The organism is Gracilibacillus saliphilus, from assembly GCF_010994085.1.
Classification (GTDB): Bacteria; Bacillota; Bacilli; order Bacillales; family Amphibacillaceae; genus Gracilibacillus; species Gracilibacillus lacisalsi.
On the sequence record NZ_WJEB01000002.1, the window covers coordinates 294,091 to 318,239 of the forward strand.

The following is a 24,149-nucleotide window of genomic DNA, read 5'->3' on the forward strand; positions in this document are numbered from 1 at the left end:
TTATGAAACCCGACAGCCCCATTTTATTGCAACAATATTGGGCGCTCCGAGAACTCCTTCCAGAACAACATCCTGAGTACCCCAACATTAGTAATTATTTCCGCCGGCAAGAAGCTGGACAAGCTGGAGAAGACAACCTCGCTTACTACCTCGATCAAGCACAGGTCCCATATCTATCATGTATCAAAAGGTTACGACTCGAACACCACAGTGCATTCCAACACGATTGGCTCGTTCTTGGATTAGGATTCCGAGTTATTTTCGAAGTGAAAAGTCACACAGGAGAAATCTATTTTGATGCGAAATCCCATCAGTTGACACGTATCATAGACGGCATCAAAGAAGGTTTTGAAGATCCGCTTTTGCAAGTTGATCGCCAATATGCTAATTTACGAGCTTATTTCACCGCTCACAACATCGACCAATTACCAACTTATCGCTTCGCAGTCTTTGTCAATCCTAACGCGATCCTCCGTTTACATGACTATCCTGAATATCAACGCGTACTAACATCCCAAAGAGTGCCAACTATTTTAGAAAATTTAGCAGAAAAGCACCCTCCCATCCTTTCCAAAGAAGCAAATCAACAAATCAAACAATTTTTAGTGGAAAATCATCGCGAGCGTGCGAATTCGATACTAGAAAAACACGCCATTTTGTGGGATGATTTACACAAAGGATTACCATGTCCCTCTTGTAACAAACGGCCCATGCGAAGAGAGCGAATGCGTTGGCAATGTCCTTTTTGTCGAACGAGAAGCACCGATGCACACCATAAGCTCTTATACAAAATCGCATTATTATCGAATAATAGAGTGACAAAGCAGTTAGCATCTCGCTTTTTATGTATGAAATCTCCTGACGCTGTTCGAAAGTTGATGGTACGCGCAGGCTTCATTAAAGAAGGAGCAAATAAAAATGCTATCTATAAACATCCCAAATTAATCCCTTTTTATTAAAAGTGTCCAATAAACATCAAAAAGTGTCCAGTAAATTCCCGAAAGTGTCCAATAAACGATTAAAAGTGTCCAGTAAATACTCGAAAGTGTCCAATAAACTTGAAAAAGTGTCCAATAAAATGCAACTCATAAAAAGGAGCCACGCATATGATCTCATTCAAAAAATTAATCATACACCGATTAAGAATGCCGCTTAAGTATCCATTTGCGAACAGTAGCACAACGATCATAGAAAAGGATATCATCATTACCGAGCTTCATGATCAAGATGGATTCATTGGTTACGGCGAGTCTGTAGCCTTTGATTCCCCTTGGTATACAGAGGAAACGACAGATACAGTACAATTCATGATGGAGCACCACCTTTGGCCATTAATCAAAAAGCAGCAGATCAACCATCCGACAGAACTCAAGCTCGACAACATTCGCCGTAACCATATGGCAAAAACAGCTATCGAAGGTGCAGTGTGGGATCTCTATGCGAAGCGATCGCAACAACCACTTTATCAGGCAATCGGAGGTACAACTAACCAAATACCAGTAGGAGCTGCGATTGGCCTCCAATCCACCGATGAGCAGCTTATTGAAAAAATTGCACAAGCACTAGAGCAAGGCTATCAGCGGATCAAACTAAAAATAAAGCCGGAAAACGACTTGCACACGTTAGAAAAAGTGCGCAGCCATTATCCGACAACACCACTAATGGTCGATGCCAATTCTGCATATACAATCAACGACATCGCCCATCTTAAAAAAATGGATCCATACAACTTAATGATGATTGAACAACCACTAGCATCTGATGATTTCATCGATCATGCCAAACTCCAGCAAGAAATGAATACACCTATTTGCCTTGATGAAAGTATCCATACTCTAGCAGATGTTCAAACAGCGATTGCACTCAATAGTTGTAAAATTATCAGTATTAAATTAGCAAAAGTTGGTGGATTCAACAATGCGATCAAGATTCATGACTATTGCCAAGAACACAACATTCCTGTTTGGTGTGGTGGAATGTTGGAAGCAGGAGTGGGGCGTGCCCAATCATTGGCGTTAGCAACATTACCAAATTTCACACTACCCGCAGATCCAGGAGCATCCAATCGTTATTGGCATCAAGATATTATCACTCCAGAGGTTGAAGTCCACAACGGTTATGTTACGCTGCCAAAAGAGTCAGGAATTGGCTACGATCTCAACCTGCCCACAACGGATCAAAAAGTACTTACTTAAGTGCTTTTTGATTCCGCTCTACCATTTGTGTCATCCTTTTTTCAAAAATAGCTAACTCATCACCTGCTAAGTCAGTGTATTGTACATCCCCTAACAAACGCAAAACGCGATCTATGCTGTCCTCGACTGTTAACTCCTTACCAACCAACTCTGACAAGGACCTCATCGTATCAGGCTCCACTTCCGGGTACGCAAAGCGTTCATCATCAATCGAACGCCCCACACGATAAAAATCACGAACTAACTCAGCACGTGCCGCTCCACTACCACGTACACAAATATAGATTTGCACCGCAATCCCTTTTTTCACCCGTCGCTGTGAGATACCAGCAAACTTCTTGCCACCAATACTCAAATCATAATCACCAGGGCAATACGAACCAACCACTTCAAACGCTTCAATTCCATCCGTAAGATCTCCATACATATCCTGGACAAACGCCGTCATCAACTCATACCCGGAATGAATCCCCATCTCATCCAAATCTGGCACCACAAATGAAAAATTCAAGACATCCCGATCAAGCACTACCGCAAGACCACCAGAATTCCGAACGACAACATCAAATCCTTTTTCTTGTAAAAAAACGACAGCATCGTCCACGGCTGGCAAGCGACTATCGATAATGCCAAGAACAACCGTGTTGTCATGGACCCAGAACCGACACGCAACCTCGTTACTGCTTCGCCCTATCGATTCACACAACGTATCATCGACTGCGAATGATGCCATTGCTGTTCCTAGCACCTCTGGATCACTATGGTCGATCACTCTAATTTGTTTATCTTTAAAAAATTGCTTCCAATCTTTCATTATTATCCTCCAAACCTTTTCGTTCACCTAAAACTATATTATACTAATAGTAAGAAAAAAGAGGAAGGTATTTGCCATGGCTTATAAAGATGAAAAGTTACACGAGGAGAAGGTATTTAAAGATCCAGTCCATCGCTATGTCCATGTTCGTGATCGAGTGATCTGGGATTTGATCGGCACCAAAGAATTCCAGCGATTGAGACGGATCAAGCAATTAGGCACATCTTTTTTAACCTTTCACGGAGCGGAACATAGTCGTTTTAACCATTCATTAGGAGTTTATGAAATTGTTCGTCGAATACTCATTAATTTTGAGGACAGGCCAAACTGGAATCATGAGGAACGATTGCTCTGTTTATGTGCCGCACTGCTTCATGATTTAGGACATGGGCCGTTCTCCCATTCGTTCGAGAAAGTCTTTAAATTAGATCACGAGGATTTCACGAGATCGATTATTCTTGGTGATACGGAAGTCAATCAAGTATTAACAAATATTAGTATTGAATTTCCACAAAAAGTTGCCGATGTTATTAATAAGACGTATCACGACAAATTAGTAGTAAGTTTGATATCGAGTCAGATTGATGCGGACCGGATGGATTACTTACAGCGTGATGCCTATTTTACTGGGGTAAGCTATGGTCACTTTGATATGGAGCGGATTTTACGCGTGATGCGCCCTGTAGAAGATCAGGTTGTGATCAAGGAGTCGGGTATGCACGCAGTAGAAGATTATATTATGAGCCGTTACCAAATGTATTGGCAAGTCTATTTTCACCCGGTTACTCGTAGTGCCGAAGTAATTTTGACGAAGATTTTGCACCGTGTCAAACAATTATATGACGGGGGATACACGTTTAAAGTGGAGCCGACGCCATTTGTATCTTTCTTCGAGGAGCAGGTGTCACTGGAGGATTACATTAAGTTAGATGAAGCGGTAGTCTTGTATTATTTCCAAATGTGGGCGGATGAAGATGACCCGATTTTAAGTGATTTGGCCTATCGTTTTATCAATCGTCGTTTGTTTAAATATGCCGAATTTAATCCAAATTTGCAAATGAATGAATGGATGGAGTTGTATCAACTGTTCCGAGATATAGACCTTGATCCGGACTATTATTTAGTAGTAGATTCCTCCTCCGATTTACCGTATGATTTTTACCGACCAGGTGAGGAAGAAGAACGGTTACCGATTCATTTGCTAATGCCAAATAAGGAATTACGTGAATTGTCTCGTCAGTCTGACATTGTAGAGGCAATCTCAGGGAAGAAACGGACCGATCATAAGTTATATTATCCAAAAGATTTAATCGAGAAATTGCCAGAGGATAGACCGGAGAAACAGCAAATAAAGAAAATTTTACATAAACAAGAAAGCTAAAGAAACTGGGGTGTTTTCATTGCTAGATAATCATGCAAAGCTTGTTAAAGTGATCGCAGCATCGGAGGGAATAGTAGGGCGCAAAAAGTTGCAAAAAATCATTTACATCATGAAAAAACTTGGACTACCTTTTGAAGAAAAGTATACGTTCTATTTTTACGGGCCGTATTCTGAGGAGTTAAGTTTGCGAATTGAGGAGATTACTAATCTAGGTTTTGTCTCAGAAGTAAGAGAAAAGAAGAGCAATTATTATCAATATCGATACCAAGTAACAGAGCAGGGAGAAGATTTTCTCCAACATTCCAACACCGAGCTGCCATTAGAACAGTCGCTTTTGCAAGAGATGAAAGAACAGAGCTCACGCTTTTTGGAGCTTGTAAGTACGATGCTATATTTCGATCATTTACCAATGCCTGAGATCGAACAAAAGGTACAAGAAGTGAAAAAGAAATCGAACTATACACCAGAGGATATCAAAGAAGCCTGGGCATTTATCGATAGATTGCAAAAATAACCCACCTGTGATGGGTTATTTTTCTTTGCAATTATATGTTGTTATTCTGCTCATTTAATAATTGATCTAGCTTATTTTCGATTCGCTCTAATTGTTTCTTTTTCCTTCCTAAACGAAATATCAATAGGATTAAAATAGTAATGATGCTTAGAAATAGGATAAACGAAATAAGAGCGAAAAACATATCGCCACCTTGCAATCTACCTAAACCCGCGTAAAGCAAATAAAACACATCCTTTTTTATTGCTAGTATAAGGATCATAATGGATAATGAGAGACAAAAATTGGTTAAATCCAAAAAAAGTGTCCATCATAAGCGAGATGAAGGACAAAAAACGCCAAGTCCGAAAAAAAGTGTCCATCATAAGTGAGATGAAGGACAAAAAAAACGCCAAGTCCGAAAAAAGTGTCCATCATAAGCGAAATGAAGGACAAAAAAACATCAAATCCGAAAAAAGTGTCCTTCATCTTCTTGAATCCGAATACGCATCAATCGATTAACCGCTTGCCGCCAACGCCATAATTCCGCTTATCGATATCTTCGACAAACACAACCACTTTTTCTCGAGATGCCCCAGTTGTTTCTACAACCGCATCTGTTACTTTTTCAATTAAAGCTTTGCGCTGTTCATCTGTTCTGCCTTCTAGCATTTGTACTGTTACGTATGGCATATGTATTCTCTCCTTCTGTTATGGGATATCGATATAATTGTATCGTAAAAACAAAAAGAGGGAAACACAGAAGATGAAAACTCAGTTTTAAACATGCTACAATAATAAGTAAAATAAGTAGGAGGATGGATTGTCATGAGTGAAGAAAAAAAGAAATCCAATCAATTTACGATCATGAAGGACGATTCCACGGATGGTCATGGCGGATATGGTGTCGGGTCGATTAGTTTAGAAAATATCTCCCCCGTGATTGTCGATCCGAATGAAGATCGTGCCTTTGTTGATATGGGAGCGATGCACGCAAGAAGTGAAGTAGAACGCCGTGTGAAGTTTCTCCCAAATAAAGAAGATGTGCCAAATGGTAAACTGTACTGGATTGTTTGGGTTACGGTTGAACGTGGAGATACCGGTCCTTACTATCATGGTGTAACTGGGTGTGAAATCCGTGTTGACCGTTCGATCAAACGTGCTTATAAATCAATGCCAGAACATGTCAATCATATGGATAAATCGATGAAAGGACATGTGATTGTCGAGCATATGGATGAAAAGTCACAAAAGTTACTCGCTGATTTCTTACGCGAATTTGATCCAGAGATGTGGGAAAATTCATCCGATGAATTAAGGAAAGCTTTACCAGAATAATGAACATTTTGTGAACATTATCTGAAAATGAGCGATTATACTTGTCCTAAGAGATCAATTTTTTTAAAATATACACACATGGTAACTCTTCGTTACTAGGACCGGAAAAGGCTGGGCATTAGCCCAGCCTTTTTCCGTTCTATTGCTCATCTTCTCCTGTCCACATCCATTCCCACCAATTCTCCAGCAGGCGGTCTTCAGGGATCATCTCATCTAATTCTTCAGGGTGCTCATGCTCATCATCTAAATGGGCGGTACAATATCTTGTTGGCTCTGTTCCTCGGACAAATGACATCGTGTGTGTCTGTCCACATCCATCTCCTGCCAGGAAACCTGTATTTAAATCAACCGCTGCTTCCACCACATTGTCAGGTTTTACGATATGTTCTTCAGGTAAGTTATCATGAGCTGATTCCATAAAATTTGCCCAGACTTCCTTCGCATACTGCTGATCACTAGTTTGTACAATTTCGCGATTATCATCATATCCAACCCAAACACCAGCGGTCAGAGCAGGGCTAAAGCCCATCATCCAGTTATCGACATTGGTTGTTCCAGATTTTCCAGCATATTCATGTGTTAGCTTGTCAGCGATAGAAGCACCAGTCACACTCATATAGCCGTTTAATTCTTCCTCAAACATTCCTTTCATCATGTCAGCAAGAATATAGGCATATTCTTTTCGCAATACTTGGTTATCATCTTGTTTAGAGAATGGATTCCATCCTTTATTCTCTGATTGTTCTTCCTCTCGGTCGTACAACACTTCTCCATACGCGTCGGTCACCTTTGTAATCGTATGGCTTTCAACATCTATACCGCCATTCGCTATCATGCTGTATCCTGTCACCATCTCCTGCATTGTTACCACCTCTGTTCCTAATGCTAACGATGCGACTGGTTCCAGTTCACTATTAAATTTAAATTTATTTTTTGCTGTTCGTGCAAACCGTTCTGGTGTCACATACAAATTCGTTTTGACAGCAAATATATTGTCAGAGAGTGCCATTGCCTGGGCCATTGTGATCGGTTGATTGGCATAATAGTCATTATAGTTACTAGGCTGATAACTTTTGCCATCCGCTAACTCAAAAGTGGTCGGTTTACTCATTAAGGTCGTGGCAGGCGTCATCCCATTTTCTAAAGCTGTATAATAAAGAAACGGCTTAAAAGCAGACCCTGGCATTCTTTTTGCTTGTGTTACCCTGTTAAAGGAAGAATCTTCATAGTCCCTGCCACCAAGCAGTGCGGTGACACCACCCGTATCTGGATCCATTGCCAATGCCCCAATTTGGATCTCTGAATCTCTATCGATCGTTTCAGAAGCTTGTTCCATTGCTTGTTGCTGCTTCAAATCTAATGTCGTATAAACTTGATATCCTCCTGAACGGATATCCTCGATGTTTACATCCAGCAATTCTTGCAATTCCTTCACAACGACATCCTGGAAATACGGTGCAACACTTTTGCTAGCAATATCACGATCCTCAGAAAAAGATAATTCTTCATTCATGGCTGTTTCATATTCGCTATCATCGATCACGTTTTTCTCAAGAAGATTGTTTAAGATTAACTCTTGTCTGTTTTTAGCGTTATCTAAATTATGAAAAGGCGAGTAGTGAGACGGCCCCTTCGGTATCCCTGCCAGCATTGCTGCTTCGGCCCAACTGAGATCAGCTGCAGATTTATCAAAGAAGTACTTGCTGGCAGCTTCAATACCATACGCACCATGGCCATAATATATCGTATTTAAATATCCTTCTAACAGCTCGTCTTTATCATAAAACATTTCTAATCGAATCGTGTAAAAAGCCTCATATAATTTCCGTTTCCATGTTTTATCATGTGTAAGAAAAAGATTTCGAGCATACTGCTGTGTAATCGTACTTGCCCCTTCTTTCAGGGACATCGTCTGAATATCCTTCCAAATTGCTCCGACTAAACGTTTAAGATCAAACCCGAAGTGATCATAAAAATGTTGATCCTCTGTTAAAACCGTTGCTTGCTCCAAGCGGTCATCTATTTCAGCAAGGGATACCCAGTATCTTTGTTCTGAACCGTATTCCTCCCCAATCACTTCTTCTGTATTACTATAATAAATCGTATTCTGCGGTCGTTCTAAGGACGGTGGGCCAAGTAAAAAGCTAGCAATCAACAGCACTGCAATACAAGACCCCATCATTAATACTAGAAAAAAACTAAACTTTAATAACCGTCTCTTTCTCTTCCTGCGTCTATATCTACGCCTCACCGGACCACACCTCCACTTCTTATCTCATCAAGAAGCATTTATGAGTAGAATGCTCATCATTAGCATTATGGATAAAAAAAACCGGGGATAAACATACAAGATGGAAGAATTACTTGATTTTTTACGGAAAAACTCTAGAATAGTATTGTTTACTACTAAAATAATTATCTGTACGCATAGATGGAGGAGCGATCCAGATGGGTTTATGGTTTACCGAGAAACAAACAGACAACTTTGGGATTACTGCAAAAATTAAGCAAACATACCATACAGAACAGACGGCTTTTCAAAAACTGAACATGGTCGAAACGGAAGAATGGGGCAACATGCTGTTATTGGATGACATGGTGATGACAACAGAGAAAGACGAATTTGTCTATCACGAAATGGTTGCACATGTTCCACTGTTTACACATCCCAATCCGAAAGAAGTACTAGTTGTAGGTGGTGGTGACGGAGGGGTCATTCGTGAAATTTTAAAGCACCCGTCTGTTACAAAAGCAGTGCTAGTTGATATCGATGGAAAAGTCATTGAATATTCTAAAAAATATCTACCGTCGATCGCAGGGAAACTAGATGATCCGCGTGTGGAGGTACGTGTAGCAGATGGCTTTATGCATATCGCCGAAAGTGAAAAGGCGTACGATGTCATCCTAGTCGATTCTACTGAGCCAGTCGGGCCAGCTGTCAACCTTTTTACCAAAGGTTTTTATGCAGGGATCTCAAAAGCATTAAAAGATGACGGTATTTTTGTAGCACAAACCGATAATCCTTGGTTTAAAGCAGATTTAATTCGCCAGGTATATGCAGACGTGAAAGAAATTTTTCCTGTTACCCGCTTGTATACGGCAAATATTCCAACTTATCCAAGTGGATTGTGGACATTTACGATCGGTAGTAAAATTCATGATCCATTAAAAGTAAAAGAGGAACGCTTTTTTGAAATAGACACGAAATATTATACAAAGCAGCTGCACCATGCTTGTTTTGTTTTACCGAGATTCGTAGAAGATTTAACTGTTTAGAAAGGGGGGAGCGGAATGCGATTTGACGAAGCCTATTCAGGAAAAGTATTTATTATGTCGCGCCCGGATTTTGAAGAGGCAGATGCCATCCTTTATGGGATGCCAATGGATTGGACAGTCAGTTTTCGTCCGGGGTCACGTTTTGGTCCTAACCGGATTCGGGAAGCATCGATTGGTCTAGAGGAATATAGTCCTTATTTAGATCGTCATTTAGAAGAAGTGAATTATTTTGATGCAGGTGATATTCCACTCCCTTTTGGTAATCCCAAACGTAGTCTGGAGATGATTCGGGATTATATCGATCAAATTCTAGCAAAAGGAAAATTTCCATTAGGTTTAGGTGGCGAGCATCTGGTCAGTTGGCCAATTATTGAAGCGGTGTATGAAAAATATCCTGATCTTGCGGTCATCCATATCGATGCCCATGCAGATTTGCGCGAGGAATATGAAGGCGAGCCGTTATCCCATTCGACACCAATTCGCAAAGTATGTGAAAAAATCGGACCCGAAAATGTCTTTTCCTTCGGCATCCGTTCTGGTGACCGTGAGGAGTTCCGTTATGCCGAAGAAAGTGGTATGTATATGGCGAAATTTGCTGTAGCGGAGCCATTAGAGCAGGTGTTGCCAAAATTAGCGGGTCGTCCTGTTTATGTTACCGTAGATATTGATGTATTAGATCCCGCTTTTGCACCCGGTACAGGAACAGCGGAAGCAGGAGGGATTTCGTCAAAAGAATTATTGGCAGCTATTCATTTGATTGCTCGATCGAATCTGCATGTAGTCGGAGCAGATCTTGTCGAAGTAGCGCCAAATTATGACCCAACAGAACAGACTGTAATTGCTGCGAGCAAGTTTATCCGAGAAATGTTGTTAGGTTGGGTAAAATAAGTCACACGAGATGTAAACTATGACGTAAATATGATAAAATATGTTACAGTTTATATTTTGATTAGGGGATATTACATGAAAAGGAATCAAATCGTGAGAGATTTTTTGTTGAATGAGACAGAGATGCCGTTACATGTTGTATATCAGCAGTTGAAAGGTCAGCCCAATGAAATAAAAGATATGAGTGAAATTTGCTTAGAAAGTAAAGGTGCAGCAAATCAGTGTGCCGCGATGGAATATTTGTATGCCAATGGTTTATTTCCTGAATTAAAGCTCTTAATTGAAAAGACAGAATATGCTACCAACAAGCTGGTTCGTAAAACATCACGAATTTTTCAGATCATGTATGACCGGAAAACACTAAGATCTAAACAACTAAAGCCAGATGCGCCAGCAAAATATATCAAAGCCGTAAATCGATTGAGGATAAAGGATGATGAATATTTTTTGAAAATACTTCGTGATCTTGTTCATATTTTCTGTTACTTTGATATGCATCAGTATGGCAAAATTGGTACGTTTAATCAATCGATTAAAAAAGATCTTCTCCATGTAAAAGATCCATTATTGTATACTTTATTGGAATCGAGATTAAATGAGACGTTGTTTATTTATCATTGGAAGCGAAATGAACTGATTTTGTCAAGGAAGTATGGTTATCAATTATTAACGGACACCAATAATCCATGTAAAAAAATTGATATTCATAATATTTTAGCACAAGGTTACTTATTTGAAAGCTATGACCAGGCTATGTATCATGTTTCTGTTGCAATGGAGATTGCTAGAGAATTGCAATATGAACGAGCGATGTATGGTTTGAAAAACTTCACGTTGCCTTTTATCGCCGCTTATTATAAAAAGACAGAAGGTGTCACAAGTGATGACCAGGCAGAGCAAGCCCATATTGCCTTGGCAGAAAATGAGCTAGACAAATGTATCCGTATATTAGAAAGTTTCGAGGAACTTACCCCTTTTCAACAATATTATTTAGGACGAGCTAAGCAGGATAAATATTTGTTACGGACATCTTATCAACGTTTTATTGAAGAACGTGATGATTATTTTTATGCGAGATTACCTCTTGAGGCGTTAAACGCCCTTGATCAATAGAAGGATGAATAAAATGAACAAATCACCCGTATCCATTAAAATGACAATGGAAATTATCGAACTAGGAAACAAAGATCTTACGGTTGTTGAAGAAAAAGGTCATTTATTGGAGAAAGATGATACTACTGTATTGAAATTTAGTGAAACAAACGAAAATAATGAGCAAACTGATTCCTTGATTACGATTCAAACGGACAAAGTTAGTGTCAAAAGGTCTGGAGCGGTATCGATGCTGCAAAAGTTCCAAAACAAGCAAATAACCGAAAATGTTTATCGGCATCAGTTTGGTACGATGCATATGGAAACTGAAACAGATCAAATAGTATACCAACCACCTGTTGCAAATCAAGATGGTAAATTATTCATCAGTTATCAAACCAGTTTGAATGGGGAAACACCGAGACGTCACCGCTTAACGATTAGCTTAGCAAAAGAAAACTAATGGAGGTTATTGTATGAACGTGATGCAAAAGATGCAGGAAAACTTAAAGGCAGAAATAAAGCGTGCGGTTCTGTCGGCAGAGTTGGCAACGGAAGCAGAAATCCCTGCTGTTGTCCTCGAGCAACCGAAGGACAAAGCGCACGGTGATTATGCAACGAATATCGCGATGCAACTGGCTAAGGTCGCTAAAAAAGCACCACGCCAAATTGCAGAAGACATTGTTGCACAATTAGATCAATCGAAAGCTTCAATTAAAAGTGTCGATATCGCCGGTCCAGGCTTTATCAATTTTTTCATCAACAATCAATACTTAACAAATTTAATTCCAACTATTTTAGAACAAGCTGAAAGCTACGGAGCATCAAACACTGGTAATGGCGAAAAGATTCAAGTAGAGTTCGTTTCAGCCAACCCAACAGGAGACTTGCACCTTGGTCATGCTCGTGGTGCTTCTGTCGGTGATGCACTGTGCAATATTTTAGCTAAAGCAGGCTATGATGTGCAGCGTGAATATTACATTAATGATGCTGGTAATCAAATTAATAACCTAGCGTTATCCGTCCAAGCACGTTATATGCAAGCTTTCGGGAAAGAATTCCCAATGCCAGAGGACGGTTATCATGGTGCCGATATTATCGGAATCGGGGAAACGTTAGCAAAGGAACACGGAGAAGCGTTGTTGGAAAAATCAGAAGAAGAGCAGCAATCCTTTTTCCGTGAATATGGATTGAAATTCGAATTAGATAAATTAGCAGAGGATCTAGCACAATTCCGTGTAACCTTTGATAATTGGTTCTCCGAAACATCCTTATATGAAGAAAACAAAATTGTCCCGGCAATTGAATTATTAAAAGAAAAAGGCTATATCTATGAACAAGATGGTGCGACATGGTTCCGCACTACGGATTTCGGAGATGATAAGGATCGTGTTTTAGTCAAGCAAGACGGTTCTTATACGTATTTGTCACCAGATATCGCTTATCATAAAAATAAGCTTGATCGCGGCTTTGATAAGCTGATTAACATTTGGGGCGCAGACCACCACGGGTATATCCCAAGAATGCGCGCAGCAATCCAAGCTTTAGGCTATGATGCCGATACATTGGAAGTGGAAATCATTCAAATGGTCAATCTTTTTGAAAATGGCGAAAAGGTAAAGATGAGTAAACGTACTGGTAAAGCAGTAACATTAAGAGAGTTAATGGAAGAAGTCGGTATTGATGCCATGCGTTATTTCTTCGTTATGCGCTCAGCAGACTCTCATCTAGACTTTGATATGGACTTAGCCAAGTCAGAGTCTAACGATAACCCAGTTTATTATGTACAATATGCGCACGCACGTATTTGTACGATGCTTAAGCAAGCAGAAGAGAAGGGAATCAACTTTACAGATTATGATGCAACCATTTTGCAGTCTGAGAAAGCAGAAGATTTATTGAAAAAGCTGGGCGAGTTTACCCAAGTGGTTGCCGATGCAGCACAAAACCGCACACCACATCGCATCACTCAATACATTTTTGATCTTGCAGCAAACTTACACAGCTTCTACAATGCCGAAAAAGTAATCAATGAAACTGATTTAGATGCAACAAAAGCACGACTCGCATTAATGCAAGCAGTTCGCATCACACTGGCAAACGGAATGAAACTAATCGGTGTCCACGCACCGGAAAGTATGTAAGAAAGGGCTAGTCATAAGTTTAGTTAAAGACTTATGGCTACCCTTTTTCTTTTGACTTGTAAGGAAAGTATAAAATTTGCGGAGATGTCTAGCTCCGAGCGCCAAAAACTAGGCGACTTCACGAATCGCCCTCCGATAAGTCATCATCGGTTCGCTTTGCTCAGTGATTCCTTTATCTCAGTTGATTAGCTCCAGTCGCTACGTTTTTAAGCGGGCGTTCTGCGCTTTTCTTAATAACACCTTTTGAACTAAGTGCCATATTTAATCTTGAAGAAGCCAAAACGGTACTTAAATTGCAATTAAGTACCAAATCTAATCATGCAGAAAGGAAATTTGGTACTTAGTATATCTTGATTTAGTGCCAAACGTTATAGGGTGAATGAAATACGAAATGAAAGGTGCTCCAAACCGATCATAAAAAGATCCGGAATGGGATGCTAACCCAAGACAAGATTCTAAGGTACAGCGGTTGGTGTGTGAGCCAATTATCTGTCATTATTTTGCTGTTGCTGATATCGACGTCATAGGCTTTGCGCATTTTCTGGTAAATAGGGTGCTCATGGCTAACGATCAGATTTAACTCCTGATTCAACTGCAGACTTCTGCGGTCGAAATTGGCTGTACCTACATCACAAGTTTTTCGATCAAAGAATATCACTTTTGCATGAAAAAAGCCATCAACATAGAGATGAATGGTTGCACCGTGTTCTTTCAGTTTTCTCAAATAAGGGAGAGCTGCAGCCTTAGCCACAATATGATCCGCTTTTGCTGGAATTAAGATGGTCACCTCAACACCTCTTACCAATGCCGCCATAAGAGCCTCTGCAAGTTGTCGGGTGGGTACAAAATAAGGAGAACCGATTTCAATCGATTGGTTTGCTGTCTTTATATAATCCAACAATGTATGCTCCAATAGATCCCCTTCCGTCGCTAATACCTGTACATCACCAGTTTGAGCATTTTGGCTAGTATTTGTTTCTCCCCAATCGATAGCAAAGCTGTTCCGTAACACTTCGCTAATTTCCCCAACCATTCGCAAATGATAATCACGCCATCTTCCCAGTTTCACATCTTTGCCAACATATTCATCACCTAAATTAAAGCCGCCAAGGTAGCTAATCTTCTGATCAATTACAAGCACTTTGCGATGGTTCCGCTGTTGTAGATGGTAGAAGAAAGGAAAGCGCGGGGGATTCATTTTGCGCATGGAAAATTTTTGGTCAAGCCATTTTTCGCGAAATTTAAAACTGCCCACCCAGTCGGCCAACAACCTGACACGAACTCCTTCCGCATGTTTACGTGTGAGCAGGGTATAAAACTGGTTACTAATTCGATCATTACGAATGATAAAAAATTGTATATCAATCGACTCAGTGGCTTTCTCGAGATCGGAAAGCATCGTCTCAAATAGTGAATTCCCGTCAGCAAACAATTCGACTTCTTCAGTAGTGGTCCGCCAACTCTGACTTTTATTACGATGGGAAACAAGAAAACGGCCAAGTTGGAAATCAATAATTAGTAAGAGAATAAAAAGGATGATTATCCAAAACATATATTTTTCCCTCTTTTCTTCTTGTTACTATACCCAAAAAAGGTTAAAATCATAAGCATCATAATGGATGCGTTTTTCCCGATAATAAGTTAACATATAGAAGGACAGATAAATAAAAGAGGTGTTAATCGTGCAAAAATTAGTGTTTTTTGTAGGTGTAGCAGGAACAGGTAAAACAACAGTAGCAGAAAAAGTATCAGAAGATATCTCTTGTGCATTTCTTGATCGTGATACAGTTGGGGGACGTTTTGTAGAACGTTTTCTAGAAATGAATGATCTAGATCCAAAAGATCGTGATTCAACATTTTATAAGGAAAACCTTCGCGATTTAGAGTATGATACAACGAAAGATATATGTATTGAAAACTTACGTGTTGGACAAAATGTTTTTATGATTTCACCGTTTACTGCAGAGTTAAAAAATAAAGAATGGATCGAAGAAGTAATTGCAGCAAGTGGCAAATCCAAAGCAGAGGTTGATGTGAAGGTTGTAGTTGTAACATTGCAGGATATGGAGCAACAACGTAAACGAATTGAAGAGCGAGGCACAGACCGTGATACATGGAAGTTGGAAAATTGGGATTCTTATGAAACTAGAGTAGATTTTGTACCAACCATTAATTGGGATATCCCAAAAGAAAACATCAACATTTTTGATAATTCCGGTGATTTAACGGAAGAAAAGGTTGATAAGCTGGTAAGTTTCATTCAAAAATAGCTTCCTTAAAGATTGTTGCAATTCAATTCACAAAGCCATATAATATGATGGTAGAACTTAACTAGTCAGTGAATTTGTTTACATAGATTAGATAAAAAGGAGTGCTAAAGCGTGAGTTTAAAGGACTTAACAAAAGAAAGAATAGATGAATTGGCAATGATTGATATTGCAACGTTAATTTTAGAAGAAGAAAACAAGGCAATGGATTTCCGTGAAATCTTTGAACGTGTTGCAAAGTTAAAGGAATTATCCGAGACGGAAAAAGACGCCTGGATTTCGCAATTTTATACTGATTTAAATATAGATGGCCGTTTTATGACGAAAGGTTCTAACCTGTGGGGATTAAAAAGATGGTATCCGGTAGAAGAGATTGATGAAGACATTACTCCTGTACCGAAAAAGAAGAAAAAGAAAAAAGCGAAGAAGAAAAAAGCTCCAGTGGAACCATTGGAGGAAACAGAAGATCTTGATGAAACAGTTATTGGTGATGAGGATTTAACTGGCTTCGATGAGGATCTAGATACAGATGACATCGTGGATGATGACTTTGACTTCGATGATGATGACCTCGAAGAAGAAGTAGATGATGATTTTGACACAAATGACGAACTAGAAAAATAGTTCCATCAGAGTACTTGACTTTCCACAAGCTTCTGAGTAAAATTTTTATTGGGCTCCATAAATTAATGGAATTTCACAGCGTTCCCCTGCTCAAGGGGAGCGCTTTTTATTTTTTAACAAGCAATTATTATTTAAAGTGTATGTTCAAAAAGGAGGACAAAAAGGGCAAAGAAGATCAAGGAAGCGCAGCCTTTGAGGACCGGAGCGTATGCCTTTCAATACGTGAGGACCGGAGAAGTAAGCTGACGCAGAGATTCAAAGCAATTTTTCCCGGACTTTTTGAACATCCCCTTAAATCATTTTATCATCAAGCTTAGTATGCCTACTATTATAAAAACAGAATACTAAGCAAAAGATAGAACAATTACAAAAGAAAGAGGGATACAGTGTGACGAAATATATCTTTGTAACTGGTGGTGTTGTTTCTTCCATTGGAAAAGGAATCACAGCAGCATCTCTAGGCCGCCTTTTAAAAAACAGAGGATTAAAAGTAACCATTCAAAAGTTCGACCCCTACATCAATGTTGACCCGGGAACGATGAGCCCTTACCAACATGGTGAAGTGTTTGTAACAGATGATGGTGCTGAAACAGACTTGGACTTAGGTCACTATGAACGATTTATCGATATCAACCTAAACCAATACAGTAACATTACAACAGGTAAAATCTATTCAACGGTTATTAAGAAAGAACGTCGTGGTGATTATCTAGGTGGAACTGTTCAAGTTATTCCGCATATTACGAACGAAATTAAAGACAAAGTATTCCAAGCAGGAAAGCAAACAAACGCAGATATCGTCATTACTGAAATTGGTGGTACTGTTGGCGACATTGAGTCGTTACCTTTTATTGAAGCAATTCGCCAAATTAAAAGTAACATTGGTAGAGAGAATGTCATGTATATTCACTGTACATTAGTTCCTTATATTACAGCAGCTGGAGAATTAAAAACCAAACCAACCCAGCATAGTGTGAAGGAATTACGCTCATTAGGTATCCAGCCCGATGTAATTGTATTGCGTACAGAACATGAAATCAGCCAGGAAATGAAAGAGAAAATCGCATTATTCTGTGATATTGATGAAAAAGCAGTTGTCGAATCAGGTGATGCTGATACCCTTTATCATATCCCTTTAGCAATGCAGGAACAAAAACTGGATCAACTAACATGTGATCACTTTGGTTTAGACTGTGGTCCAGCAGATATGACAGAATGGAACGAATTAGTGGAAAGAGTACTGAACCTTTCGAAAAAAGTCACAATAGGACTTGTAGGTAAATATGTAGAATTACCAGATGCATATATCTCTGTTGTAGAAGCATTAAAACATGCAGGGTTCGCACATGATGCAGATGTCGACGTGAAATGGATTAACGCGGAAAAAGTGTGTGCTGAAAATGTGGCAGAGGAATTAGCAGACGTTGATGGATTATTAGTACCAGGTGGCTTCGGGGATCGTGGCATTGAAGGTAAAATTGAAGCAATCCGTTTTGCTCGTGAAACCAAATTACCTTTCTTAGGTATTTGTTTAGGTATGCAGCTGGCAACGGTTGAATTCGCACGTAATGTGTTAGGATTAGAAGGGGCTAATTCAGCTGAAATTGATCCAAATACACCACACCCGATTATCGACCTTTTACCAGAGCAAAAAGATATTTCTGATCTTGGCGGAACATTACGTTTAGGTTTGTATCCTTGCCGCTTAAAAGAAGGAACAAAAACAAAAGATGCCTATCATAATGAAGATGTGGTATATGAACGCCATCGTCACCGCTTTGAATTTAATAATCAATATCGCAATCAGATGGAACAAAATGGCTTTATTTTCTCAGGGACAAGCCCTGATGAAAAACTAGTAGAAACAATCGAGCTAAACGACCACCCGTGGTTTGTCGCATCACAGTTCCATCCAGAATTCAAATCAAGACCAACTCGACCACAACAATTGTTTAAAGGCTTTATCAACGCAGCCGTAAACAAATAATAATGTGGGAAGAAGTTCCATTTTACTAATCGTCATAGTACATTACTATGACGGTTTCTTTTTACCTAAAATCGCTTTGTTTTTGCTTTTATTCAGCTCAAATAAAGACAAAATTAATAAAATACTACGAATATTGCAGGATTTTCGTCTATCATATCGAACTATAAGAAAAAGGGCTTATTACAAAATGGACGCCAATTCGCAATTTATGACAATGTATCAAGCAACTAAATATATATAAATAGAAAAACATAAAGGAGCTGGCAGAGCATGAGCAAAACAGTATTAGTAGTCGATGATCAAATTGGTATTCGGCTGTTACTTGAGGAAGTAATTCAGCAAGAAGGGTATAATGTAGAATTAGCTTTAAATGGCAAAGAAGCGTTAGACAAAATTTTGGATAATAAGCCTGATTTGATTATGTTAGATTATAAGTTGCCAATCATCGATGGTCCAACATTAGTCAAGAAATTGGAAAATGATAATATCGTCATTCCAACTATTATAATGAGTGGTTTGCCAGAGAAAGCTGAAGATGATGTACAAAATCTAAAATCTGTGTCCAAAACTATAGGAAAGCCATTTCAATTAAATGATATCAGACAATTACTGAAGAAGATTTTGGAATAACTGATTAAATTTTCTGCAATGGTTCAAAGATTTTGAGAAAATTGCGGGGGGTAAGCGTTTACTATCGATTGTTTTGTTGCACCTTTTTGTCGGAATTGGTATTCTATTAATGGGTGCAATCTTTCGTAAGAGGATCGATTGTTAAATCAATTGTATATACATACCTTAAAGGAGGAGCAATTATGCCATTAGTTTCAATGAAAGAAATGCTTGAAACAGCTAATAAAAATCGTTATGCTGTAGGTCAATTTAATCTTAATAACCTAGAGTATGTACAAGCTATTCTTCAAGCAGCTGAAGAAGAAAAATCACCGGTAATCCTTGGTGTATCTGAAGGTGCTGGAAAATACATGGGTGGTTTCAATGTAGTCGTAGCAATGGTAAAAGCTACAATGGAAGCACAAGGTACAACCGTTCCTGTAGCAATCCACTTAGATCATGGTTCAAGCTTTGAGTCTTGTGCAAAAGCAATCCATGCAGGTTTCACTTCTGTAATGATTGACGCATCACACGATCCGTTTGAAGAAAATATTGCTGTAACTTCTAAAGTAGTAGAACTTGCACACTTCCACGGAGTATCTGTTGAAGCAGAACTTGGTACAGTTGGTGGTAATGAAGATGGTGTACAAGGTGGTATCATGTATGCTGATACAAACGAATGTAAAGAGCTAGTTGAACGTACTGGAGTTGACTGTCTTGCACCAGCATTAGGTTCAGTTCACGGTCCTTACCAAGGTGAACCAAACTTAGGCTTCAAAGAAATGGAAGAAATCAACACAGTAGCTGGAGTACCATTAGTACTTCACGGTGGAACTGGTATCCCAGTTGCAGATATTCAAAAAGCAATCTCCTATGGTACATCTAAAATCAATGTAAATACAGAAAACCAAATTCAACAAACAAAAGTAGTTCGTGAAGTATTAGAAGCGAACCCAGAAATGATCGATCCACGTAAATATTTAGGACCAGGTCGTGACGCGATTAAAGATACAGTAATCGGTAAAATGCGCGAATTCGGTTCTTCAGGTAAAGCATAAATTCATTTAAAAACCATACTCTTAAGTGAGTATGGTTTTTTTCTGCATTGATAATAGAAGTTGCCAGTAAATCCGAAAAGTTGCCAGAAAACAGCTCGAAGTTGCCAGTAAATCCGAAAAGTTGCCAGAAAACGGCCCGAAGTTGCCAGTAAATCCGAAAAGTTGCCAGAAAACAGCTCGAAGTTGCCAGTAAATCCAGAAAGTTACCAGAAAACGACCCGAAGTCGATAGTAAATCCGAATAGTTCACATTAAATCACTCCAGAAATTAATCGATCTACTTTCCCTTGTCTCAATCTCCTGTTTTAAATCACTCGAAAATGAGATATAATGATTTTAAGTTTGTTTTTATTACATAATATTGGCAGGTTTCGTACAGAATAAGTTAATAATATTGTTGTTGCTGTATGTTTACAGGAATCCTTGAAAGTGAGGGAAATATATGCAGAAGTTGCTTATAGAGGGCGGTCATTTATTAAATGGAAACGTTCGGATCAGTGGTGCTAAAAATAGTGCGGTAGCATTATTACCAGCTTCTATATTGGCAGATACAAAAGTAATTATTGAAGGATTACCAGATATCTCTGATGTAGAAACGTTAAGCTATTTACTAGAGGAAATTGGCGGGGAAGTAGAGCGAAAAGGACAGACGGTTCATATAGATCCTGCTCACATGACAGCTATGCCGCTACCAAATGGACGTGTTAAAAAATTGAGAGCATCTTATTATTTTATGGGTGCTATGCTGGGGCGTTTTAAGGAAGCGGTGATTGGTTTACCTGGTGGCTGTTACCTTGGTCCAAGACCAATTGACCAGCATATTAAGGGCTTTGAAGCCCTCGGTGCGACCGTTACGAATGAACAAGGAGCTATTTATTTACGAGCAAAAGAACTGAAAGGTGCCCGTATTTATTTGGATGTTATCAGTGTAGGTGCAACGATCAATATTATGCTTGCTGCTGTTAAAGCAAAAGGACGTACAGTTATTGAGAATGCAGCAAGAGAACCGGAAATTATTGATGTAGCCACCTTGCTAACCAGTATGGGTGCGAGAATTAAGGGTGCAGGTACGGACGTTATTCGTATTGATGGTGTAGAGCAATTAACTGGATGCATGCATACTATTATTCCCGATCGTATTGAGGCAGGTACCTATACGATAATGGCCGCTGCTCAAGGCGAGAAAGTTTTGATTGATAATGTTATTCCGCAACACCTTGAACCATTGTTGGCCAAATTAAGGGAAATGGGTGTACAGATAGAAGAAGGGGAAGAGCAATTACTTCTACATAGAGGAAATGGGCTCAAAAGTGTTGATATCAAAACCCTTGTACATCCTGGTTTTCCAACGGATTTGCAGCAACCTTTTACAGCATTATTGACAAAAGCAGAAGGTACAGGAGTTGTCACAGATACTATATACCAAGCACGCTTTAAACATATCGATGAATTAAGAAGAATGAATGCTCAAATTAAAGTAGAAGGAAGTTCAGCCATTGTCCAAGGACCTACACCGTTGGAGGGTGCAAAAGTAAAGGCGAGTGATTTACGAGCAGGTGCATCTCTGATTGTTGCCGGTCTAATGGCAAATGGAGTAACGGAGATTACAGGGTTGGAACATATTGACAGAGGCTATGCTAACCTAACAGAGAAATTAGACGAGCTCGGTGCCCGAGTTTGGCGAGAAGAAATGACTGAAAAAGAGATACAACAATTTCAGAATTCCTAAAGAAAGAGAGACCACGAAGTCTCTCTTTTCTGTTGCATATTAGGAAAATGATGCATAAAGTGTGCATGGATTTACTCTCCTCCGTCTGTTATTTTGAGAAGTGTTGTCATCTGTGAGTCCCATAGGAGTCTCCGTATTCTGCCTACGCTATTTTTGTTCTTTAATTATAGAAAGAAATGAAATCTTGGATTTTAATTTTCTGTTTTGTTTCCTATGCTACATATGGTGGAAAAATCGACTGGCTGATTTCGGATTAGTGTTGTGGAGCATATTTTAACAAAGGCCGCCCACTTCCACTCCTGTGGGAATCGTTTGACCTGAAGATCCACTTTTTCGAGCGGTTTTTGCTCGAAAAAGTTAGCTGAAGGGCAAACGCCACGGAAAGGGAAGTGGGCAGCCGGAGTGGTAGTAATCATCCCTATATATTTCAAAATGATGTCTTAGATTGCCGCACATCTAATTGCTGCACTACTTCGAACAAACAAAACTTTCATTACTTCGTAGTATGTATCAACAATTCATGACGGTTTAGTCAAAGTGGATAAAATAAAGTTTTACCTAACCATTCCTTGAAAATTCACATTAATTTTACAAAAAAATCACTTTTTCATAAAAATTAGTTGAATATATAGTTGTAACCATGTACTATATAGAAAGAATATCATTGACTCATTTATTCCAAGTAATTGAGTTCTTCCAATATCATCCTGCAAACGGGTTGGATGAAGGTGCTTCCATCTCATACTCTTCTTGAGATTTCAAGCGATCTCGGTGCTCCCATTGAGTTTCCATATATTGATTGACCATAGACAGATAAAACAAATGTATAAACAAACGAAAGATCAATTTGTCAGATTGATTAGGTTCCCCACGTTTAAAATCTACAAACTGTTAATCTCGAAAATTACATGAAGATGGAATATATAATAAAAAAATAGGTGTGGTGATTTTGTGAGTGAAGTAACAATTTCAGAACTAGAACAGATGACATTAAAAGAACTTTATGCTAAAGCAAAAGAATTCAAAGTATCTTATTACGCAAAATTAACAAAAAAAGAACTAATATTTGCGATATTAAAAGCACAAGCGGAAAAAAGCGGCTATTTATTTATGGATGGTATTTTAGAAATCATCCCAACAGAAGGCTTCGGTTTCCTCCGTCCAATCAATTATTCACCTAGTGCAGAAGATATTTATATTTCTGCATCTCAAATTCGTCGTTTTGACTTACGTAATGGTGACAAAGTATCTGGTAAAGTACGTCCGCCAAAAGAAAATGAACGATATTACGGACTATTACATGTAGATGCCGTAAATGGTGAAGATCCGGAAGCAGCGAAAGAACGTGTTCATTTCCCGGCTTTAACACCGCTATATCCAGATCGCTTGATGAATTTAGAAACGGATACAAAGTTGATTTCAACTAGAATCATGGATTTATTAACACCTGTAGGTTACGGCCAACGTGGTTTAATTGTTGCTCCGCCAAAAGCAGGTAAAACGATGCTTCTTAAGCAAATTGCAAATAGTATTACCAAAAATCATCCGAACACGAAACTCATCATACTTTTAGTGGACGAACGTCCCGAAGAAGTAACTGATATAGAGCGTTCTGTTGATGAGAATGTCGATGTTGTCAGCTCCACGTTTGACGAAGTACCGGAAAATCATATTAAAGTAGCTGAACTAGTGTTAGAACGTGCGATGCGACTTGTTGAGCACAAAAAAGATGTCGTCGTTCTTATGGATAGTATTACACGTCTTGCCCGTGCTTATAACCTTGTGATTCCGCCAAGTGGAAGAACGTTATCCGGTGGTATTGACCCTGCTGCTTTCCATAGACCAAAACGCTTCTTCGGTGCCGCAAGAAATATTGAAGATGGTGGAAGCTTCACTATTCTGGCAACAGCCCTAGTAGAGACAGGTTCACGTATGGACGATGTAATCTATGAAGAATTTAAAGGTACAGGCAATATGGAACTACACTTGGATCGTAATTTAGCACAACGTCGTATTTTCCCGGCAATTGATATTTTACGTTCTAGTACTAGAAAAGAAGAACTACTTGTATCGAAAACACATCTCGAAAAAATGTGGGCAATTCGCAAAAGTATGCAGGATTCACCTGATTTCTTAGAACGTTTCTTACGTAAATTACGTTCGACTAAGAGTAACGAGGAATTTTTATCGGTATTAGAAGAAGAAATGAAGCGTAAAGGAACGAAGAAATCAAGTTAATTCACGCAAATAATAAA

General features: G+C 39.1%; 22 protein-coding genes. 17 read left to right on the forward strand and 5 right to left on the reverse strand.

Going from position 1 to position 24,149, the window contains the following annotated elements:
- The first annotated feature begins 2 nt into the window (after positions 1-2).
- Both GHT08_RS05535 and menC read left to right on the forward strand, forming a co-directional pair.
- A complete protein-coding gene (locus GHT08_RS05535) occupies positions 3-959 on the forward strand; it encodes a nuclease-related domain-containing protein (RefSeq protein ID WP_163580445.1) in 957 nt (318 codons plus the stop codon).
- Between the two features lie 147 nt (positions 960-1,106).
- The gene (gene menC, locus GHT08_RS05540; protein WP_193568278.1) at positions 1,107-2,195 is read left to right on the forward strand and encodes an o-succinylbenzoate synthase; all 1,089 of its coding nucleotides are present in this window, start codon (positions 1,107-1,109) and stop codon (positions 2,193-2,195) included.
- Here menC and GHT08_RS05545 read toward each other — a convergent pair.
- Positions 2,188-3,009, reverse strand: a complete 822-nt coding sequence (locus GHT08_RS05545; RefSeq protein WP_163580446.1) for a lipoate--protein ligase family protein — start codon at positions 3,007-3,009, stop codon at positions 2,188-2,190. The two genes, menC and GHT08_RS05545, sit on opposite strands and share 8 nt — an antisense overlap.
- 76 nt (positions 3,010-3,085) lie before the next feature.
- Here GHT08_RS05545 and GHT08_RS05550 point away from each other — a divergent pair, with 76 nt between their 5' ends.
- Positions 3,086-4,390, forward strand: coding sequence for an HD domain-containing protein (locus tag GHT08_RS05550; RefSeq protein ID WP_163580447.1), 1,305 nt, complete (start codon positions 3,086-3,088; stop codon positions 4,388-4,390).
- Positions 4,391-4,409: 19 nt separating this feature from the next.
- Positions 4,410-4,904 carry a YwgA family protein gene (locus GHT08_RS05555; RefSeq protein ID WP_163580448.1) on the forward strand — a complete coding sequence of 165 codons (495 nt, stop codon included), beginning with the start codon at positions 4,410-4,412 and terminating at the stop codon, positions 4,902-4,904.
- Positions 4,905-4,935: 31 nt separating this feature from the next.
- Here the strand turns inward: GHT08_RS05555 and GHT08_RS05560 are convergent, their stop codons facing one another.
- Both GHT08_RS05560 and GHT08_RS05565 read right to left on the reverse strand, forming a co-directional pair.
- Positions 4,936-5,127 carry a DUF4083 domain-containing protein gene (locus GHT08_RS05560; RefSeq protein ID WP_163580449.1) on the reverse strand — a complete coding sequence of 64 codons (192 nt, stop codon included), beginning with the start codon at positions 5,125-5,127 and terminating at the stop codon, positions 4,936-4,938.
- A 266-nt stretch (positions 5,128-5,393) separates the two neighbouring features.
- A complete protein-coding gene (locus GHT08_RS05565; RefSeq protein WP_018933515.1) occupies positions 5,394-5,576 on the reverse strand; it encodes a 2-hydroxymuconate tautomerase in 183 nt (60 codons plus the stop codon).
- 135 nt (positions 5,577-5,711) lie between these two features.
- On the opposite strand from GHT08_RS05565, the gene GHT08_RS05570 reads away from it, so the two are divergent.
- On the forward strand, positions 5,712-6,221 hold the full coding sequence (locus GHT08_RS05570) for a YwhD family protein (RefSeq protein ID WP_163580450.1): 510 nt from the start codon (positions 5,712-5,714) through the stop codon (positions 6,219-6,221).
- Positions 6,222-6,360: 139 nt separating this feature from the next.
- On the opposite strand, the gene GHT08_RS05575 is transcribed toward GHT08_RS05570, so the two are convergent.
- Positions 6,361-8,472, reverse strand: coding sequence for a transglycosylase domain-containing protein (locus tag GHT08_RS05575; protein WP_238343506.1), 2,112 nt, complete (start codon positions 8,470-8,472; stop codon positions 6,361-6,363).
- A gap of 197 nt (positions 8,473-8,669) precedes the next feature.
- Between GHT08_RS05575 and speE the strand changes: the two genes are divergently transcribed.
- From speE to argS, 5 genes are all read left to right on the forward strand, one after another.
- Positions 8,670-9,497 (forward strand): polyamine aminopropyltransferase, encoded by an 828-nt coding sequence (gene speE / locus GHT08_RS05580; protein WP_163580451.1) that lies wholly within the window; start codon positions 8,670-8,672, stop codon positions 9,495-9,497.
- Positions 9,498-9,512: 15 nt separating this feature from the next.
- A complete protein-coding gene (speB, locus tag GHT08_RS05585; protein ID WP_163580452.1) occupies positions 9,513-10,385 on the forward strand; it encodes an agmatinase in 873 nt (290 codons plus the stop codon).
- A gap of 75 nt (positions 10,386-10,460) precedes the next feature.
- On the forward strand, positions 10,461-11,498 hold the full coding sequence (locus tag GHT08_RS05590; RefSeq protein ID WP_163580453.1) for an AimR family lysis-lysogeny pheromone receptor: 1,038 nt from the start codon (positions 10,461-10,463) through the stop codon (positions 11,496-11,498).
- Between the two features lie 13 nt (positions 11,499-11,511).
- On the forward strand, positions 11,512-11,940 hold the full coding sequence (locus GHT08_RS05595; protein ID WP_163580454.1) for a YwiB family protein: 429 nt from the start codon (positions 11,512-11,514) through the stop codon (positions 11,938-11,940).
- Between the two features lie 13 nt (positions 11,941-11,953).
- The gene (gene argS, locus GHT08_RS05600) at positions 11,954-13,621 is read left to right on the forward strand and encodes an arginine--tRNA ligase (RefSeq protein ID WP_163580455.1); all 1,668 of its coding nucleotides are present in this window, start codon (positions 11,954-11,956) and stop codon (positions 13,619-13,621) included.
- A gap of 412 nt (positions 13,622-14,033) precedes the next feature.
- On the opposite strand, the gene GHT08_RS05605 is transcribed toward argS, so the two are convergent.
- A complete protein-coding gene (locus tag GHT08_RS05605; protein WP_163580456.1) occupies positions 14,034-15,173 on the reverse strand; it encodes a phospholipase D-like domain-containing protein in 1,140 nt (379 codons plus the stop codon).
- A 130-nt stretch (positions 15,174-15,303) separates the two neighbouring features.
- On the opposite strand from GHT08_RS05605, the gene GHT08_RS05610 reads away from it, so the two are divergent.
- From GHT08_RS05610 to rho, 7 genes are all read left to right on the forward strand, one after another.
- A complete protein-coding gene (locus GHT08_RS05610; protein ID WP_163580457.1) occupies positions 15,304-15,891 on the forward strand; it encodes a P-loop nucleotide/nucleoside kinase family protein in 588 nt (195 codons plus the stop codon).
- 111 nt (positions 15,892-16,002) lie between these two features.
- Positions 16,003-16,512: a DNA-directed RNA polymerase subunit delta gene (rpoE, locus tag GHT08_RS05615; RefSeq protein ID WP_163580458.1), complete on the forward strand. Its 510-nt coding sequence runs from the start codon at positions 16,003-16,005 to the stop codon at positions 16,510-16,512.
- A gap of 388 nt (positions 16,513-16,900) precedes the next feature.
- Positions 16,901-18,499 (forward strand): CTP synthase, encoded by a 1,599-nt coding sequence (locus GHT08_RS05620; RefSeq protein WP_163580459.1) that lies wholly within the window; start codon positions 16,901-16,903, stop codon positions 18,497-18,499.
- Positions 18,500-18,769: 270 nt separating this feature from the next.
- Positions 18,770-19,129 (forward strand): response regulator, encoded by a 360-nt coding sequence (locus GHT08_RS05625; protein ID WP_163580460.1) that lies wholly within the window; start codon positions 18,770-18,772, stop codon positions 19,127-19,129.
- Between the two features lie 182 nt (positions 19,130-19,311).
- Entirely contained in the window at positions 19,312-20,166 is an 855-nt protein-coding gene (gene fba / locus GHT08_RS05630; protein WP_163580461.1) for a class II fructose-1,6-bisphosphate aldolase, read from the forward strand.
- Positions 20,167-20,607: 441 nt separating this feature from the next.
- Positions 20,608-21,894, forward strand: a complete 1,287-nt coding sequence (locus GHT08_RS05635) for a UDP-N-acetylglucosamine 1-carboxyvinyltransferase (protein WP_163580462.1) — start codon at positions 20,608-20,610, stop codon at positions 21,892-21,894.
- Between the two features lie 951 nt (positions 21,895-22,845).
- A complete protein-coding gene (gene rho, locus GHT08_RS05640) occupies positions 22,846-24,132 on the forward strand; it encodes a transcription termination factor Rho (RefSeq protein ID WP_163580463.1) in 1,287 nt (428 codons plus the stop codon).
- The last annotated feature ends 17 nt before the right edge of the window (positions 24,133-24,149 follow it).

What these genes read in the sequence shown, in the direction of transcription:
- GHT08_RS05535 (WP_163580445.1), top strand. Translation starts at nt 3, where the DNA reads ATGAAACCCGACAGCCCCATTTTATTGCAACAATATTGGGCGCTCCGA.
- menC (WP_193568278.1), top strand. Translation starts at nt 1,107, where the DNA reads ATGATCTCATTCAAAAAATTAATCATACACCGATTAAGAATGCCGCTT.
- GHT08_RS05545 (WP_163580446.1), bottom strand. Translation starts at nt 3,009, where the DNA reads ATGAAAGATTGGAAGCAATTTTTTAAAGATAAACAAATTAGAGTGATC.
- GHT08_RS05550 (WP_163580447.1), top strand. Translation starts at nt 3,086, where the DNA reads ATGGCTTATAAAGATGAAAAGTTACACGAGGAGAAGGTATTTAAAGAT.
- GHT08_RS05565 (WP_018933515.1), bottom strand. Translation starts at nt 5,576, where the DNA reads ATGCCATACGTAACAGTACAAATGCTAGAAGGCAGAACAGATGAACAG.
- GHT08_RS05570 (WP_163580450.1), top strand. Translation starts at nt 5,712, where the DNA reads ATGAGTGAAGAAAAAAAGAAATCCAATCAATTTACGATCATGAAGGAC.
- speE (WP_163580451.1), top strand. Translation starts at nt 8,670, where the DNA reads ATGGGTTTATGGTTTACCGAGAAACAAACAGACAACTTTGGGATTACT.
- speB (WP_163580452.1), top strand. Translation starts at nt 9,513, where the DNA reads ATGCGATTTGACGAAGCCTATTCAGGAAAAGTATTTATTATGTCGCGC.
- GHT08_RS05590 (WP_163580453.1), top strand. Translation starts at nt 10,461, where the DNA reads ATGAAAAGGAATCAAATCGTGAGAGATTTTTTGTTGAATGAGACAGAG.
- GHT08_RS05595 (WP_163580454.1), top strand. Translation starts at nt 11,512, where the DNA reads ATGAACAAATCACCCGTATCCATTAAAATGACAATGGAAATTATCGAA.
- argS (WP_163580455.1), top strand. Translation starts at nt 11,954, where the DNA reads ATGAACGTGATGCAAAAGATGCAGGAAAACTTAAAGGCAGAAATAAAG.
- GHT08_RS05605 (WP_163580456.1), bottom strand. Translation starts at nt 15,173, where the DNA reads ATGTTTTGGATAATCATCCTTTTTATTCTCTTACTAATTATTGATTTC.
- GHT08_RS05625 (WP_163580460.1), top strand. Translation starts at nt 18,770, where the DNA reads ATGAGCAAAACAGTATTAGTAGTCGATGATCAAATTGGTATTCGGCTG.
- fba (WP_163580461.1), top strand. Translation starts at nt 19,312, where the DNA reads ATGCCATTAGTTTCAATGAAAGAAATGCTTGAAACAGCTAATAAAAAT.
- GHT08_RS05635 (WP_163580462.1), top strand. Translation starts at nt 20,608, where the DNA reads ATGCAGAAGTTGCTTATAGAGGGCGGTCATTTATTAAATGGAAACGTT.